We start from the raw sequence: 16,144 nt of genomic DNA on the forward strand, positions 1-16,144 counted from the left end.
AGGCAGGACGTATGCCCGTACAGCTCAACCACACCATCGTCCACGCCACGGACCAGAACAACTCAGCCCGCTTCCTGACCACCCTCCTGGGCCTGCCGGACGCAGTCCGCTTCGGCCCGTTCTCCGTGGTGGAGGTGGCGAACGGCGTCTCCCTCGACTTCATGACGGTCCCAGGCCCGATCGTCGGCCAGCACTACGCGTTCCTGGTGACCGAAGAGGAGTTCGACGAGATCTTCGGCCGCATCAGGGCCCAGAACCTCGACTACTGGGCAGACCCGTACAAGTCCCAGCCGCAGCAGATCAACACCCACGACGGCGGCAGGGGCGTGTACTGGAACGACCCGGACGGCCACGCGCTGGAGATCATCACGCGCCCGTACGGCTCAGGCAGCGCCTGACGCAAGCAGAAGGCGACCAGCCGCGAGGCCGAAGGCGAGCCAAGGCGACGGCGAAGCCGAGCTGCCTTGGCTTTGGCTTTTGCTTTTGCTCTTGGCTTTTCCCACACGCTCAGGTGGGGTGGTCCCGTCACGAGCAGTGCTGACGCGTTTAGTCGCGCCTGAGAGGGGATGTCAAACGGCCACGCTTTTCGGCCGTTTGACATCCCCTCTCAGGTGTGGCTGCCTCGAGCACTGCTCGTGACGGGACCACCCCACGGGATTCGCACACGTACGCAACAGCAAGCCGCCCAAAGCAACAGGCGTGCCATCAACCCGCAGACGGCGCTGGCCGGTCTTTGATCAGTTGGCGGGGTCCGGGGCAGAGCCCCGCGCCGTAAACAGGAACCCGCACGCACCAACGCAACCACCCACGAAGTCGCGTCAACCACCCCGCCACTCACAGGCACCCCAGAAAACCCTTGTCCCCCACATGAGAGCGGTAACACGCAGTGGCCGCCACCCCAAAACCTCTACCCGCAGTAGCCGTTCGATGACAGAACAGGTCTAGACCCTTGACTGGTCTGGACCACTGATGCCAACCTCAGCACTGTTTCACATCCATGTTTCCTCCTACGCACAACAGACACCAGGAGTGGGTGACCTTGCTGAAAAAACGCATCTTGGCGTCTCTCGCGGCGGGAGTGGTGGCGGCGACCGTGGCCATCATCGCTCCGACCGCATCTTCACAGGCAGAAGTGTCCGCGCAGGCCTGCACCTTCACGGACTGGGTCCAGGGTCAGTGGTACACCACCGGCTCGATCGTGAGATTCGAAGGCAACTACTACATCGCCGAGCACGACAACCCCGGCTACAGCCCGACGGTCTCCACCTGGTACTGGGAGCCGACGAGCTGCGGCGGTACCGGAACCCCCGGCGGTAGCTGTTCCAGCGCCACCGACTGGGTCGCGGGCCGGCAGTACTACACCGGCAACATCGTGCGCTACAACGGTTCGTACTACATCGCCGAGCACGACAACCCCGGCTACGACCCGGTCATCTCGACCTGGTACTGGGAACCGCACAACTGCGGTGGCGGCGACCCCGGCAACGGGAGCTTCCCCATCAGCGAGTCGCAGTTCAACTCGCTGTTCTCCGGTCGCAACAGCTTCTACACCTACCAGGGTTTCGTCGACGCGGCACGCACCATCCCCGCGTTCGGCACGACCGGCAGTGACACGGTGAAGAAGCAGGAAGTGGCGGCGTTCCTCGCGAACACCGCGCACGAGACCGGCAACTTCGTCTACATCGAAGAGATCAACAAGAACAACGACCTCTGCGATGAGAGCCAGTGGTACGGCTGCCCGGCCGGTACCTACGCCTACTTCGGGCGTGGTCCGATCCAGCTGTCGTGGAACTTCAACTACAAGGCCGCGGGCGACTACCTCGGCCTCGACCTGCTGGGCAACCCGTGGCAGGTGGCGCAGAACTCCACGACCGCGTGGAGGACGGCGATCTGGTACTGGATGACGCAGCGCGGTCCGGGCAGCATGACGCCGCACGACGCGATGGTGAACTCCCGCGGCTTCGGCGAGACGATCCGCAGCATCAACGGCTCGCTCGAGTGCAACGGCGGCAACCCCGGCCAGGTCCAGAGCCGCGTCTCGAACTACCAGCGGATCACCGGCACCATCGGTGTGACGCCGGGCGGCAACCTCTCCTGCTAGCCGCCCTGCCGGGACTCGAGCACCGCTGGTTTCAATCGGGACCATGGAGCTCGACGACCTGCTGCACGAACTGAACGATCAGCGCGACACGTTCCGCGTCACCATGCGGGGTCTGACCACCGCCGACGCGGTGAAGCGCACGACCGTCAGCGAGCTCACGCTGGGTGGGTTGCTCAAGCACCTCACCTGGTGTGAGCGGGGCTGGACCCACGTCCTGACCGAGCAGCCTGGCCGTCCGCGAGGATGGCTCGACGGCCGCCAGTACGTGTGGAACGGCGACGACTTCGAGCTGTTGCTCAGGTCCTACGACGAAGCGGTGCGCGCGACCGATGAGGCCGTGCGCACCGCTTCGCTCGACAAGGGGGTCAGGCCGCCGTCCGCGCCGTGGGACCCGAACCCGGAACCGATGTCAGTGCGGCGGATCGTGCTGCACCTGATCCGGGAGACCGCGCAGCACGCGGGCCACGCCGACATCCTCCGGGAGTCGCTCGACGGTCAGTCGACGACGGCGTCCCTGTACGAGTGGTCCTAGGCCGCGAGCTGTTCCTTCACCTGTGCCAGCGACGGGTTGGTGAGCGCCGCGCCGTTCGGGAAGTGGACCGTGGGCACCGTGCGGTTGCCGCCGTTCACGCTCATCACGAAGTCCGCCGCGCCGGGCGTCTCCTCGATGTTGATCTCGACGTACTCGATGCCCTCGCGGTCGAGCGAGCTCTTCAGGATCCGGCAGTAGCCGCACCACGAGGTCGAGTAGACGGTCAGCTGGTCGGGAGCCATCAGGCGCTCTCCTCGTCGAGTCAGGGCGAAGTCACCAGTGTCAACGCCGGGTGCAGGGCACTTCTTCCCGGGGTGCCGGTGTGCCGCGCGCCACGGCGATCGTCAGACAATCGTCAGGTCAATTCCTCGCACCCTGGGTGAGCATGGTTCGCGCGCGCCGAGAATTTCCGGCGTGCATTTCGTCGTGCATTCCACGACCGACCACCGACTATTTCAGTCACCCAATCGGCGGCCCATCACCACGGAGGGTTTCCGATATCGTCTGAAATCCGCCGCCGCTATCGCTTCTCGCTGAACAGAAAGGCTGGTCATGCTGAAAAAGGTGGCGGCCGCTGCCCTCGCGCTGTCCGCGGCCCTGACCGCGCCGGCCGCCCAGGCAGCTGCTGATGTTCCCGATTTCGTGACGATCGACGTCGTCACCGTGAACGGTTCCGGCTGTCCCGCCGGCACCGCGGCGGTCGCGGCCGCCGACGACCGCACGGCGTTCACGGTGACCTACAGCGAGTACCTCGCCCAGGCAGGACAGGGTGCGGCACCGACAGACTTCCGCAAGAACTGCCAGCTCAACATCAGAGTGAGCTATCCGCAGGGCTTCACGTTCGGCATCGCCCAGGCCGACTACCGCGGCTTCGCGAACCTGCAGCCGGGAGCCACCGGAACGGAAAAGGGCAACTACTACTTCCAGGGCATGTCACAGGGTGCGAGCCGCACCCACAACTTCGCCGGCCCGAAGAGCGACAACTGGCAGGCGACCGATCGCGCGACCGTCTCGGAAATCATCTACGCCCCGTGCGGGGAAATCCGGCACCTGAACATCAACACCGAACTGCGCGTGAACGCGGGCACCACGTCGAAGCTGAACAGTTTCATGACGATGGACTCCACCGACAGCAGCGTGAGCACGAAGTACCAGTTCTCCTGGAAGCACTGCTGACGCACCTCTCGCCGCCGCCCGTTCATCGTTGAACCCCAGACGGAAAGGTGCCCCATGCTCACCACCCTGGCCGCGGCCGCGCTCGCGATGTCGACGATCGTCTTCCCGCCGGGAGGCGCCCCGAACGACACGCCCCCGCCGGACCACATCACGATCGACGTCGTGACGATCAACGGCTCCGGCTGCCGCGCGGGAACGGCCGCCGTCGCCGTCAGCCCGGACAACAAGGCGTTCACCGTCACCTACAGCGAGTTCATGGCGCAGGTCGGCCCTCAGGCCCTGCCCACCGACTTCCGCAAGAACTGCCAGCTGAACCTGCGCGTGAACGTCCCGTCCGGCTTCACCTACGGCATCTCGTCGACCGACTACCGGGGCTTCGCCCACCTCGAACGCGGCGCCACGGCCCTGGAGAAGGCGAACTACTACTTCCAGGGCATGTCGCAGACGGAGTACAAGCAGCACAACTACAAGGGCCCGCTCAGCGACGACTGGCAGGCCACCGACACGACCGACGTGGCCGCCATCGTCTACCACCCGTGCGGCGAGAAGCGGAACTTCAACATCAACACCGAACTCCGGGTCAGCGCGGGCACTTCAGACCCGAAGAAGCTGACCAGCTTCATCGCGATGGACTCGACGGACGGGTCGATCGAGACGACGTACCACTTCGCCTGGAAGGTCTGCCCGCCTCCTCGCTAGCCCCTCAGGCCATCCGTCCAGGTGCCGGGCATCCCGCTCACGGGGTGCCCGGCACGCCCACGCGCACGCCGGCGAGACGCGGAACAGACCGCCGCACCGCCAACGGCGAAGCCGAGGCCCCAAGCGATGCCGAAGGCGAGCAGTAACAACCCCCCACGCACTCGCGACCGCGACGCCGAAGGCGAGCCGTACAGACCTTGCACAGATGGGTAGCGGTGCACCCACTCGTGGTTTGGCGATTGGGGCTTGACTTTGGGTGCGAGGTGCTACCACTCGTGGATCGGCCGGTTGCGAAGCATCCGGCCTTTTCCGGCCGAACCAGCGCCTCGCAAGGGCCCCGAAGTCAAGCCCCAATCGCAATCGTCGCGGAGCGGCGATGTACATCAGTCTTTCGTCCGAGGTGCACGCCCACGCTGGAACAGGCACCAGACCGCATCGGCGACCACGCTGGAACTTGCTGGAACTTGCTGGAACTCGCTGGAACTCGCGCGGTCAACGCACGGCGACCACCCTGGACCAGAACCTCGTCCGGCTCAGATCAGGAACCGATAAGCCGTCGACCCCGGCTCCACGTGCTGGATCCTGAGCGGCGACTCCTTCATCCGCCCCCACAGCAGGTCGTAGTCCTCGCGCCGCCCCAGCTCGATGCACACGAGCGCGGCACCGGTCTCCCGGTTGTCCCGCTTCATGTACTCGAACTGCACGATGTCGTCGTCCTTGCCGAGCACGTCGTCGAGGAACCGCCGCAGCGCGCCCGGCTCCTGCGGGAACTCGACCAGGAACCAGTGCTTGAGGCCTCGGTGGATCATCGAGCGCTCGACGACCTCGGCGTAGCGCGACACGTCGTTGTTGCCGCCGGAGAGCAGGCAGACGACGGTGGAGTCCGGCGCCACCGAGATCTCCTCCAGCAGGGCAGCGGAGGCCAGGGCTCCCGCGGGCTCCGCGATGATGCCGTCGATCTGGTACAGCTCCAGCATCTCGGTGCAGACGGCGCCCTCGGCGACGGTCAGCAGCTCGGCGCCGCTGTCGCGCACCATCGGGAACGTCACCTCGCCCGCCCTGCGGACGGCGGCGCCGTCCACGAACGAGTCGACCTCGGGCAGCGTCACCGGGCCGCCCGCCTGCATGGCGGCGATCATGCTGGCCGCGCCGGCCGGCTCGACGCCGATGATGCGGGTGCGCGGGAAGCGTTCCTTGAACCACGTGCCGACGCCCGACAGCAGGCCGCCGCCGCCGATGGGCACCACGACGACGTCGGGGGCTCCGCCGAGCTGCTGGACGATCTCCAGGCCCACGGTGCCCTGGCCGGCGACGGTGCGCGGGTCGTCGAAGGCCGGGACCAGGGTGGCGCCCGTGGCCTGGGCGTACTCCTTGGCCAGCGCCGCGGCGTCGTCGTAGGTGTCGCCGTCGACGACCAGCTGCACCATGCCCTGGCCCAGGGCGTGGATGCGGTCGCGCTTCTGGCGCGGGGTGGTGCGCGGGACGTGCACGCGGCCCTCGATGCCCAGGCGGCGGCACGCGTAGGCCATGCCCTGGCCGTGGTTGCCGGCCGAGGCGCAGACGGCGCCGCCGAAGGCGAACTCGGTCTGGCAGAGCAGGTTGAACGCGCCGCGCAGCTTGTACGAGCGGCCGACCTGCAGGTCCTCGCGCTTGAGCCACACTCGCGCGCCGGTCCGCTCGGACAACCGCTGGTTCACCTCGAGCGGGGTCGTGCGCGCGACTCCGCCCAGCCGGGCTGCGGCCGCGGACACCTCATCAGCGAAGGACATGTCAATACATCTTCCGTGAACGACTCGGGTCTGGCACGCGTACCCCTAGAAGGACAGGGGAGGTGCCAGTTGTTCCGCCTTGTGGGCGCGGTAGCGCTGCTCGTGTTGCTCTGTGAGGTCCCCGCGCACGCTCATGGCGCGCCCACGGACCCCGCCAGCAGGGCCTATCTGTGCTCACCAGGACAACCCACAGCATCATCCTCGCCCTGTCGCGGCGCTATCGCGGCGGGGTTGCCGTCCACGGAGTGGGACAACATCCGGCTGCCGAACGTGGCCGGCCGGGACGCGGCGCGGGTGCCCGACGGCAAGCTGTGCAGCGCCGGGATCGCGAAGTACGCCGGGCTCGACGTCCCGTCGGCGCAGTGGCCGGCGACGAAGCTCAAGAGCACCGCGTTCACCTACCGCGCGACGATCCCGCACCAGGGCTCGTTCCGGTTCTACGCGACCCGCCCCGGCTACTCGCCCGCCCAGCCGCTGCGGTGGGCCGACCTGGAGCAGTTCCTGACCGTGCCCTCTCCCCCGCTCGTGAACGGCGGCTACGAGTTCAAGGTCCAGCTGCCGAAGGACCGGACCGGCCGGCACCTGATCTACACCGTCTGGCAGAACTCCGACACGCCCGACACCTACTACTCGTGCACCGACGTGGAGATCGCCGCCGCCCCCGCTCCCCAGGCCGCCGCGGCCCCACCCGCGACAGCCCCACCCGCCGCAGTTCCGCCCGCCGCAGCCGCACCTGTCACGACCCAGCCGACGACGAAGTCCGCACCGCCGTCCACCCTCGCGAAGTCGAGCACCCCACGACCCGTCCCCGTTGCGTCGAGTGCCGAACAACCACCTTCCACCGCAACGAGAATCGGCCTGTCGGCCATCGTCGCGGCACTCGGCGGGCTCACCGCCCTCGGCGCGATCATGTTGTGGCGCAGAAGAATTCTGTGAACGTCCCGGTCCGGGACCGGAACGGGACCGGTCCCCATCAGGTCTAGACCACTACTAAGGTGATCTTCGGGCGCGCAACCCCTGCGAGACGAAGGTGTGCCTGCATGGCTCGTAAACTGTTGGCGTTGCTGGCTTTGGTCGCCGCGACGCTCGTCCCGGTCGGTGTCCCGGCACACGCGGCACCGTTCAAGGTCCTGGCGTTCTACAACGGAACCTGGGACGCCGCACACATCGCGTTCGTCAACGAGGCCAACCCCTGGCTGACGCGCGCGGGCCAGGAGAACGGCTTCACCTACGAGGCGACGACGGACTGGAACCGCCTCAACAACCTCACCCCGGCACAGGCGCAGGTCGTGGTCTTCCTCGACGACGCGCCGACCGGGTCCGCCGCACGCGCGGGCTTCCAGCGGTACGTGGAGGCCGGCGGCGGGTTCTTCGGCTTCCACGTCAGCGCGTTCACCCAGAACGCGAACGAGTGGTCCTGGTACCACAACACGTTCCTCGCCAAGGGGAACTTCGTCAGCAACACGTGGGGACCGACCACGGCGGTGCTGAAGGTGGAGACGCGCAGCCACCCGTCGACCGCGCGGCTGCCGGAGAAGTTCACCTCCGCGGTGAGCGAGTGGTACAGCTGGGACCGCGACCTTCGGCAGAACTCGAACATCCAGGTGCTGGCGAGCGTCGACCCGTCGAGCTTCCCGCTCGGCACCGACCCGAACCAGCAGTGGCGCAGCGGCTACTACCCGATCATGTGGACCAACAAGAACTTCAAGATGGTCTACGCGAACTTCGGCCACAACGCGATGGACTACGCGGCCAACAAGCCGCTGTCGTCCACCTTCGCGAGCGCCACGCAGAACACGTTCCTGATCGACAGCCTGCTCTGGCTCGGCGGTGGCGGCACTCCCCCGCCGCAGGGCGAGTGGAAGACGGCGGTCAACCGCGGCAACGGCAAGTGCGTCGACGCCAAGGCCGCTGGCCTGACCAACGGCACCGTCATCCAGCAGTACTCCTGCAACGGCACCACGGCGCAGAACTTCCGCGCGGTGGCGACGTCGGACGGCTACTCGCGCCTCGAGTACCGCAACGACCCGCTGAAGGTGCTGGACGTGACCGACGTGTCCACGGCGGACGGCGCCGGCATCCAGCTGTGGGACTACACGGGCGGCACCAACCAGCAGTGGCGCGTCACGACCGGCAGCGACGGCTACTCGACGCTGACGGCGCGCCACTCGGGCAAGTGCCTGAGCGCGTCCTCGGGATCGACCGACGGCGTGCAGCTGACCCAGGCGACGTGCACCGGGTCGGCGGCTCAGTCGTTCCGGCTGGGCTGAGGCCAGGTCACGGTCACGCGTTCCCCCGGTCTCCCGTCCGCGGAGACCGGGTGGGACGCGGCCAGGAAGCCGTACATGTCGTTGAGCTGGTGCAACGCCTGCACCGCGTCCCGCCACACCGGGCAGGGCCACGCGTGGTGGCGCCCGTACCAGGTGCGGCACGACTTGCAGCGGTGCCGCTCGTTCGGCTCGTGCACCCGCAGCAGACCCCGCCACCACGGCAGCGCGTCGCGCAGCCGTTCGCGCAGCTCCACGACCTCGTGGGGCGGCGAGTCCGGCCGGGCCAGCTGGTTCATCGTCTCGTAGACGACGTCGATCACGGCCCGGTGGAAGTCACCCTGTCGTTCAGCCAGCGCCATGTCCCCTGACCTCCGCGACGTGGTGAGCGGGTGGACGGGCGTGACCGCTCACGGTCGCGCGAACACCCTCCGCTGTTGAGACGGCCACGCCGTGGAGTCTATGTTGGGCAAGAGCGGGGTTTCAACTGGCGAAAATCCCGCCGCCAGGGGCAGGATTTCCCTGGGTGGAGACGACGTCGAGCGCGGGGAGCCTGGTGATGGCGGGGGAACGATCCCTGGCGGACAGGCTGAACCACCTCTTCGCCCGGTACACGGCCCGGTCGGGCCAGGAGTACAGCAACGAGCACGTCGCCGCGGCCATCGCGGAGGCCGGCGTGACGATCTCCCAGAGCTACATCTGGCAGCTGCGCAAGGGCAAGAAGGACAACCCGACTTTCAAGCACCTGCAGGCCCTGGCAGGCTTCTTCGGCGTGCCCGTGAGCTACTTCTTCGACGACGAGGTCACCGACCGCGTCGACGCGCAGCTGAAGTCGTTGCAGGACCGGCAGAGCAAGCTCGACGAGATCACCTCCGGCAGCGACGCGCAGCTGATGGCGATGCGCGCCGGTGAGCTGTCGCCGGACCGCCGCCGCCTCGTCATGGAGCTGCTCGACGTCGTGTACCGGCAGGAACAGGCCGAACGCGGCGAGGGCTGACCCGTGGCCGAACGAGACCTGCGCAAGCGGTGCCGCCGCCTGCTGAACGAGCTGGACATCCAGCCGCCGCTCGACGTCTCCGAGCTCTGCCGCCGCGTCGGCGAGCAGCGCGGCAAGCCGATCCGGCTGGTCGCGCACCCGATCCCGGTGCCCGGCCCGTACGGCGTGTGGATCGCCACCGCCCAGGCCGACTACATCCTGTACCAGCAGGAGACGTCGAAGGCGCACCAGAACCACATCATCCTGCACGAGCTCGGTCATCTCCTCGCCGGTCACACGAGCGAGGGGCAGGACGACGACCTGCTCACGGGCCTGTACCCGGACCTCGAACCGGACGCGGTGCGGCGGGCGTTGCGGCGCACCTCCTACGACACCGCGCACGAACGCGAGGCCGAGACGGTCGCGACGATCATCCTCGAATGGGCGTCGGTGCTGGACGAGGTCGCGCCTCGGGCGTCCGAGGGCCCCGCCCGGCGCATGTCGTCCTCGCTCGCCGACCGGCTGGGGTGGCTCTGACGTGGAGTACCTGAAGGAGACCCAGGGCATCGTCGCGTTCTCCGCGCTCGCGGTGGTGCTGTACCTGCTGGTCAGAAGGCCGCACGACCCGCGCCTGCGCTCGGTCACGGCCCTGGTGGCGGGCTGGGCGGTCGGCTACCCGTTCGGCCGGGCGGCGGCGGGCGGGCGGTGGTTCCTCGGGCTCGACCCGATGCTCTGCCAGCTCGTCCAGCACTCGATGCTGCAGGTCGGCGTGTACGGCCTGATCTGCTTCTTCCTGTTCTCCGCGCTCGACGACGCGGGCGCCCGCCGGCAGGCGTTGCGGCAGCTCGTGCCACTGGCGCTGTGCATCGGCGTCATGACCTGGGCCGTGCTGTCGATCCCCGACGACCTGCGCGTGGCGGCCGCCCGAGTGCCGAACTCGCTCGGCGGCGGCCCGACCGGTGTCCTCGCCATCACGGTCTTCTACTCGCTGGGCAACGGCTACCTGCTCTACGGCTTCGCGACGATGTTCGTGTGGGCCCGCCGCTACGCCCGTGACGCCGAACCGCGGCTGCGCAGGGGCCTGCTGATCACGTCGACGGGCTTCGCGCTGCTCGTGCCGGCCGACGCGATCTTCGTGGCGTCGAACGTCTCCCGCTACTTCGGCTCGCCACTCCCCCGCTGGCTGCTGACGGCGGCCGTGTTCTTCCTGCTGCCGGGCGTGCTGCTGTGCGTGGTCGGGGTCGTCTACCCGATCGTCGCGATGAGGTTCGCCGCGTCGAGGCTGTGGCTGCGGCACCTGCGCGCCTACCACCGGCTGGCTCCGCTGTGGACGTTGCTGCACCAGTCGTTCCCCGAGGACGCCCTGCACCGGGTGCCGTCGCGGCGGGACGCGGTGTCGTTGCGCGGGGTGCACCGGCGGTACTACCGGCGGGTGATCGAGTGCCGCGACGGGCTGGTGCGGATCAGCCCGTACGTCGCCGAGACGCCCGCGGAGCTGCCGCTGGCCGAACGGCTGCGCGCCGGGCTGGAGACGCGCAGGTCGGGTGTGGTGACGTTGCGGCGGCCGATCGCGCTGGCGGTGCCGGAGGACGACGGGATGGACGCGGACGTGCGGGAACTGGAAAAGCTCGCGGCATCCCTGCGCTGAGCTTATGGTCCCGGTGTGGACCTGCCCGTGATGCCGCCGGTGAAGCCGATGCTCGCGAAGTCCGTTCCGTCGCTGCCGCGCGGGGACGGCCTGGCGTACGAGCCCAAGTGGGACGGCTTCCGCTGCATCGTGTTCCGCGACGGCGACGAGGTCGAGCTGGGCTCGCGCAACGACAAGCCGCTCACCCGGTACTTCCCCGAGGTCGTCGAGCTGCTGAAGGACGCGCTGCCGCCGCGGTGCGTGGTCGACGGCGAGATCGTGCTGGTCACGCCGGACGGGCTGAGCTTCGACACGCTCCAGCTGCGGCTGCACCCGGCGGCGTCGCGGGTGCGCAAGCTGTCCGTGGAGACGCCGGCGAGCTTCGTCGCGTTCGACCTGCTGGCCTGCGGTGACGACGACCTGACGGTGCTGCCGCTGGCCGAGCGGCGCCGGAAGCTGGAGGGCGTGGTCTCGCAGGTGCCGGGCTTCTACCTGACACCGTCCACGACGGACCCGGACGTCGCGCAGGACTGGTTCACCCGGTTCGAGGGCGCGGGATTCGACGGCGTGATGGTGAAGGCGCTGGACGGCGTCTACGAGCCGGACAAGCGCGTGATGTTCAAGGTCAAGCACGAGCGGACCGCCGACTGCGTGGTCGCGGGCTACCGGCTGCACAAGGACGGTGAGAGCGTCGGGTCGCTGGTGCTCGGGCTCTACCAGGACGGCGAGCTGCACAACGTGGGCGTGGCCAGCAGCTTCACCGCGGCCCGGCGGCGCGAGCTGGTGGACGAGCTGAAGCCGCTGCTGCACCCCGCCGAGCACCCGTGGGCCGCGTGGGCGACCTACGAGGGGCCCGGCATGAACAGCCGCTGGAACCCGGACAAGCAGCTCCAGGTCGTGCTGCTGGAGCCGTCGCGGGTGGCCGAGGTGCGGTACGAGCACGTGCAGGGCGGGCGGTTCCGGCACACCGCGCGGCTGGTGCGGTTCCGCTCCGACAAGGACCCGGCGGAGTGCACCTACGAGCAGCTCGAAGAGGTGCCGCCGGCCGAGCTGGACGCCCTGTTCGGCGAAGCGGAGCGCAAGCGCACAATCGAACCGTGAAGGTGATCAAGCGGGACGGCACGCACGAGATCGAGATCCAGCGGTCGCGGTTCCTGTGCCACGTCGCCCGCGTGACCTCCGACGCCGAGGCCTCCGAGTTCTTCGCACGGGTGCGCAAGGAGCACTGGCAGGCCACGCACAACTGCACGGCGTTCCGCACGGTCGACACCCAGCGCTCGTCCGACGACGGCGAACCCGCGGGAACCGCCGGTGTCCCGATGCTGGAAGTGTTGACGCGCAGGGATCTCGTGGACACCGCTGTCGTCGTCACGCGCTACTACGGCGGGATCAAGCTCGGCGCCGGTGGCCTGGTGCGCGCGTACGGGCGGGCGGTGTCGGAGGCGATCGACGAACTGGGCACGCTGACCCGCGAACGGCACGAGACCCTGCTGCTCGCCGCGGACCACGACCAGGCGGGCAAGCTGGAGAACGCGTTGCGCGCGGCCGGGTACCACGTCGCGGACGCCGAGTACGGGCGCGACGTCACGTTCACCGTGCACACCAAGGATCCCGAGGCGTTCGAGGTCTGGCTCGCGGCGCAGACCGGCGGCGCGGTCACGGCGATCCGGGGCGAACCGGTCGACGTCGATCTCTGAGCTGTGTCCCGGCGACCGTCTCACCTAGCCGATTCGTCCGCGGCGCCGGTCAGGGCGCGGTTGTTCAGCACGGGGTAGAAAGCCAGCGCCACCAGGACGAGGAACCCGCCGGCGACGACGTACGAGACCTGGACGGCGAACACACCGGCGAGCACGCCGCCGAGTGCCGCACCGACCGGGCCTCCGGCCATGACGACCAGCCTGCTCGACGAGAGCACCCTCCCCAGGAGCTCAGCGGGCACGATCTGCTGGCGCAAGGTGCTCACCACGACCTTCTCCGCGGTCATCAACGCACCCGTCACCACCATCATCACGGCCGCGACCCACGCGTCGGCGACGAGTCCCAGTACCAGGATCGCCACGCCCACGCCGGCCTTGCCGGCGATCATCACCGTGCCGGGGCCGAGTCGGTCGGCGGCGGCCGCGGCGGTCAGTCCGCCGAGGGTCGCGCCGATGGCGGTGGCGGTCAGCAGCAGACCGAACCCGAAGTCCGGAAGGTCGAGGACCTCCTTGGCCAGCAGTGCGAGCATCGCGAACTGAGCGGTGGCGGCGACGTTGCCGAGGCACGAGACCACGGCCAGCGCCCGCAGGGTTCGGTTCCCGAACAGCCAGCGGATGCCCTCGCCGATCTCGCTCCGCACGCTCCCGCGCGGAGCCCCGGACACCTTCTTCCCGGCGTCCGGCCGGATGGAGAAGATCAGCAGGCCGCTGGCGGCGAACGAAAGGGCGTTGCCGGCGAACGGCAGGACGGTCCCCACGCCGAACAGCGCCGAGCCGAGCGGAGGCCCCGCGAAGTCCTCGCCGGTGCTGTCCGCCGCGGCGACCCGCCCGTTCGCCGCCGCGAGGCTCCGCGGGTCGCGGGACACGAAGTCGGGGACGGCCGACTGGGCGGCGAGGTCGAAGAAGACCTGGCCGACGCCCAGCAGGAACGCCGCGAGCACCAGCCACACCAGGTTCACCCGCGCGGTCAGGACCAGCACCACGAGAGCGGCCAGGACGGCGAACCGGCCCAGGTCGGCCCACACCATCACCCGCCGGCGGTCCAGCCGGTCGACCACGACACCGGCGTGCAGCGACAGCAGCACCCACGGGATCTCGGCGGCCATCACCACGGAGCTCAGCGCCAGCGGGCTGCTGGTGCTCTGCAGGACCAGCAGGGGCAACGCGGCGGTGTGCATGCCGGTGCCGACGGCCGACACGAGCGTGGCGCCGAAGAGCCGGTGGAAGCGACTGCCCAGCCGCACCTCGGCGCCGTCGGACTTCTTCGCGGACACTTCGAGAACTCCCCCACCGGCACGCCGGCACTAGGCCAGCAGAGCGTCCATCTTGGACTGACTTTCGTCGTCCGCCGCCCGGTGCACCACCAGCAGCTGGTCGGGGTCCTGGACCGGCCGGAGCGTCTCGAACTGCACGGTGATCACGCCGGCTTCCGGGTGGTCGAGCAGCTTCTGCCCGCGGGCGTTGACCTTGACGTCCTGAGTGGACCAGAGCCGGGCGAACTCCTCGTCCCCCGCGAGACATTCGGCGATGAGGTCGCTGAGCACCCGGTCGTCCGGATGCGCGGCCCAGGCGGTGCGCAGGTGCGCGACCCCTTCCCGCACCACGCGTTCGCGGTCGACGTAGAGCCCGCGCATGTACGGGTGCATCAGGCACACCCAGATCGCGTTGCGCCGTGGCGGCGGGAGCGTCTCGAAGTCGAGGAACAGCCGCGCCATCTCGTCGTTCCAGGCGAGGACGTCGTAGCGGTGGTTCATCAGCATGGCCGGGCGCGGGGACAGGTCGTCGACCAACCGCGCCAGCGACGGTTCGGCGGTGGTGGCGGGCTTGTCGTCCCCTGGCGGCCGTTGCCGGGTCAGACCGAAGAGGTAGGCGCGTTCGTCAGGGGCCAGCCGCAACGCCCTGGCCAGCGCCTCCACCACGTCCGCCGACGGGCGCAGGCCGCGGGCCTGTTCGAGCCGCACGACGTAGTCGACGCTGATCCCGGCCAGCTCGGCGACCTCCTCGCGGCGCAGACCGGGCGTCCGCCGGGACCGGCGGTGCGACGGCAGGCCGAGGTCGCGCGGGTCGAGGCGTTCGCGCCGGGTCCGCAGGAACGCGGCCAGCTCCGCGGTGCTGGTGATCACCCCTGGTCCAACGGCCTGGGTGGGACGGCTGTTCCCAGGAAGCCGCTTCCCTTACCCCCTGCTCGCGGCCGGCAGAGGCTGGTCGCACGACGAGCACAGGAGGACCTGATGGCACTCACCCTGGACACCTACCGGCTGCTGGGCCGTTCCGGGCTGCGGGTCTCCCCGCTGGCCCTGGGCACGGCCACGTTCGGCACCGACTGGGGCTGGGGAGCGGAGCAGGACGACGCGCGCAAGCTGTTCGACACCTACGTCGGGCGCGGCGGCAACTTCATCGACACCGCGGCGGGCTACGGCGAGTCCGAACGCATGCTGGGCGAGTTCACCCGCGACCACCGCGAGAGCCTGGTGCTGGCGACGAAGTACACGACCCAGCGCAGGCCCGGCGACCCGAACTCCGGCGGCGCGCACCGCAAGAACCTGATGGCGTCCGTGGAGAACAGCCTGCGGCAGTTGCGGACGGACTACCTCGACCTGCTGTACGTGCACGTGTGGGACTTCGCGACGCCGGCCGAGGAGGTGCTGCGCGGCCTCGACGACCTGGTCCGGCAGGGCAAGGTGCTGTACGTGGCGATGTCGAACGCACCGGCCTGGGAGATCTCGCGCCTGCAGGCGATCGCCGACCTGCGCGGGTGGTCGCCGCTGATGGCGTTGCAGGTCGAGTACAGCCTGATCAACCGGGACGCGGAGCGCGACCTGATCCCGATGGCGCGGGCGCTGGGGCTGGGCGTGGCGCCGTACTCGCCGCTGGGTGGCGGGGTGCTGTCCGGGAAGTACCGCCGCTCGGACCTGACCTCGCCCGATGGCAGCGAGAGCACACGGAGGAGCTTCAACGCCGGGCTGGGCATGGTCACCGAACGCACGCTGGGCATCGCCGACGTCGTGCGGGAGGTCGCGACGGAGATCGGGTGCACGCCCTCGCAGGTCGCGCTGGCGTGGAACCTGCGGCAGCCCGGCGTCACGGCGCCGGTGATCGGTGCCCGCACGCCGGAGCAACTGCTGGGGAACCTGGACGCGTTGGAGGTCGAGCTCTCCCCCGACCAGTCGGCCCGGCTCGACGCGGTCAGCGCGATCTCCCTCGGGTACCCGCACGACCTGCTGGCGGGTGCGCACATCCGTGCGGTGACCTCCGGTGACCTGAAGGTCGAAAGCCGCTGAAACGCCCAGTGGGCGCGCA

General features: G+C 69.2%; 18 protein-coding genes. 13 read left to right on the forward strand and 5 right to left on the reverse strand.

Annotated features, from left to right (window positions below):
* Positions 1-11: 11 nt before the first annotated feature.
* The 3 genes from ACFWV3_RS16500 to ACFWV3_RS16510 all read left to right on the forward strand — a co-directional run bounded on the left by ACFWV3_RS16500 (position 12) and on the right by ACFWV3_RS16510 (position 2,633).
* Positions 12-398, forward strand: a complete 387-nt coding sequence (locus tag ACFWV3_RS16500; RefSeq protein WP_382412075.1) for a VOC family protein — start codon at positions 12-14, stop codon at positions 396-398.
* Between the two features lie 641 nt (positions 399-1,039).
* Positions 1,040-2,101, forward strand: coding sequence for a glycoside hydrolase family 19 protein (locus tag ACFWV3_RS16505; protein ID WP_382412342.1), 1,062 nt, complete (start codon positions 1,040-1,042; stop codon positions 2,099-2,101).
* 43 nt (positions 2,102-2,144) lie between these two features.
* Positions 2,145-2,633 carry a DinB family protein gene (locus tag ACFWV3_RS16510; RefSeq protein ID WP_382412076.1) on the forward strand — a complete coding sequence of 163 codons (489 nt, stop codon included), beginning with the start codon at positions 2,145-2,147 and terminating at the stop codon, positions 2,631-2,633.
* On the opposite strand, the gene ACFWV3_RS16515 is transcribed toward ACFWV3_RS16510, so the two are convergent.
* A complete protein-coding gene (locus tag ACFWV3_RS16515; protein WP_089919660.1) occupies positions 2,630-2,875 on the reverse strand; it encodes a mycoredoxin in 246 nt (81 codons plus the stop codon). The genes ACFWV3_RS16510 and ACFWV3_RS16515 overlap by 4 nt on opposite strands.
* 310 nt (positions 2,876-3,185) lie before the next feature.
* Here ACFWV3_RS16515 and ACFWV3_RS16520 point away from each other — a divergent pair, with 310 nt between their 5' ends.
* Together ACFWV3_RS16520 and ACFWV3_RS16525 are read left to right on the forward strand one after the other, a co-directional pair.
* Positions 3,186-3,809: a DUF4360 domain-containing protein gene (locus ACFWV3_RS16520; protein WP_382412077.1), complete on the forward strand. Its 624-nt coding sequence runs from the start codon at positions 3,186-3,188 to the stop codon at positions 3,807-3,809.
* A 54-nt stretch (positions 3,810-3,863) separates the two neighbouring features.
* A complete protein-coding gene (locus tag ACFWV3_RS16525; protein ID WP_382412078.1) occupies positions 3,864-4,508 on the forward strand; it encodes a DUF4360 domain-containing protein in 645 nt (214 codons plus the stop codon).
* A gap of 533 nt (positions 4,509-5,041) precedes the next feature.
* On the opposite strand, the gene ilvA is transcribed toward ACFWV3_RS16525, so the two are convergent.
* Positions 5,042-6,277, reverse strand: a complete 1,236-nt coding sequence (gene ilvA, locus ACFWV3_RS16530) for a threonine ammonia-lyase IlvA (protein WP_382412079.1) — start codon at positions 6,275-6,277, stop codon at positions 5,042-5,044.
* A gap of 102 nt (positions 6,278-6,379) precedes the next feature.
* Between ilvA and ACFWV3_RS16535 the strand changes: the two genes are divergently transcribed.
* Together ACFWV3_RS16535 and ACFWV3_RS16540 are read left to right on the forward strand one after the other, a co-directional pair.
* Entirely contained in the window at positions 6,380-7,213 is an 834-nt protein-coding gene (locus ACFWV3_RS16535; protein WP_382412343.1) for a lytic polysaccharide monooxygenase, read from the forward strand.
* 104 nt (positions 7,214-7,317) lie between these two features.
* Positions 7,318-8,547 (forward strand): ThuA domain-containing protein, encoded by a 1,230-nt coding sequence (locus ACFWV3_RS16540; RefSeq protein ID WP_382412081.1) that lies wholly within the window; start codon positions 7,318-7,320, stop codon positions 8,545-8,547.
* Here ACFWV3_RS16540 and ACFWV3_RS16545 read toward each other — a convergent pair.
* Entirely contained in the window at positions 8,526-8,906 is a 381-nt protein-coding gene (locus ACFWV3_RS16545) for a hypothetical protein (RefSeq protein WP_382412082.1), read from the reverse strand. The genes ACFWV3_RS16540 and ACFWV3_RS16545 overlap by 22 nt on opposite strands.
* Before the next feature lie 164 nt (positions 8,907-9,070).
* Between ACFWV3_RS16545 and ACFWV3_RS16550 the strand changes: the two genes are divergently transcribed.
* Genes ACFWV3_RS16550 through ACFWV3_RS16570 form a run of 5 tightly spaced genes read left to right on the forward strand, consistent with a single transcriptional unit; the run spans position 9,071 to position 12,844 of the window.
* Entirely contained in the window at positions 9,071-9,541 is a 471-nt protein-coding gene (locus ACFWV3_RS16550; protein WP_382412083.1) for a helix-turn-helix domain-containing protein, read from the forward strand.
* 3 nt (positions 9,542-9,544) lie between these two features.
* Positions 9,545-10,057 (forward strand): hypothetical protein, encoded by a 513-nt coding sequence (locus ACFWV3_RS16555; RefSeq protein ID WP_382412084.1) that lies wholly within the window; start codon positions 9,545-9,547, stop codon positions 10,055-10,057.
* Position 10,058: 1 nt separating this feature from the next.
* A complete protein-coding gene (locus tag ACFWV3_RS16560) occupies positions 10,059-11,168 on the forward strand; it encodes an MAB_1171c family putative transporter (protein WP_382412086.1) in 1,110 nt (369 codons plus the stop codon).
* 15 nt (positions 11,169-11,183) lie between these two features.
* A complete protein-coding gene (locus tag ACFWV3_RS16565; protein ID WP_382412087.1) occupies positions 11,184-12,248 on the forward strand; it encodes an ATP-dependent DNA ligase in 1,065 nt (354 codons plus the stop codon).
* Positions 12,245-12,844 carry a YigZ family protein gene (locus tag ACFWV3_RS16570; RefSeq protein ID WP_382412088.1) on the forward strand — a complete coding sequence of 200 codons (600 nt, stop codon included), beginning with the start codon at positions 12,245-12,247 and terminating at the stop codon, positions 12,842-12,844. The genes ACFWV3_RS16565 and ACFWV3_RS16570 overlap by 4 nt, the downstream gene beginning before the upstream one ends.
* A 20-nt stretch (positions 12,845-12,864) precedes the next feature.
* Here the strand turns inward: ACFWV3_RS16570 and ACFWV3_RS16575 are convergent, their stop codons facing one another.
* Both ACFWV3_RS16575 and ACFWV3_RS16580 read right to left on the reverse strand, forming a co-directional pair.
* The gene (locus ACFWV3_RS16575) at positions 12,865-14,118 is read right to left on the reverse strand and encodes an MFS transporter (protein ID WP_382412089.1); all 1,254 of its coding nucleotides are present in this window, start codon (positions 14,116-14,118) and stop codon (positions 12,865-12,867) included.
* A gap of 30 nt (positions 14,119-14,148) precedes the next feature.
* Positions 14,149-14,967: a helix-turn-helix transcriptional regulator gene (locus ACFWV3_RS16580; protein WP_382412090.1), complete on the reverse strand. Its 819-nt coding sequence runs from the start codon at positions 14,965-14,967 to the stop codon at positions 14,149-14,151.
* Positions 14,968-15,075: 108 nt separating this feature from the next.
* Between ACFWV3_RS16580 and ACFWV3_RS16585 the strand changes: the two genes are divergently transcribed.
* Positions 15,076-16,125, forward strand: coding sequence for an aldo/keto reductase (locus ACFWV3_RS16585; protein ID WP_382412091.1), 1,050 nt, complete (start codon positions 15,076-15,078; stop codon positions 16,123-16,125).
* Positions 16,126-16,144 lie beyond the last annotated feature (19 nt).

Origin of the sequence: Lentzea sp. NPDC059081, assembly GCF_042738015.1 — a bacterium.
GTDB lineage: Bacteria > Actinomycetota > Actinomycetes > Mycobacteriales > Pseudonocardiaceae > Lentzea.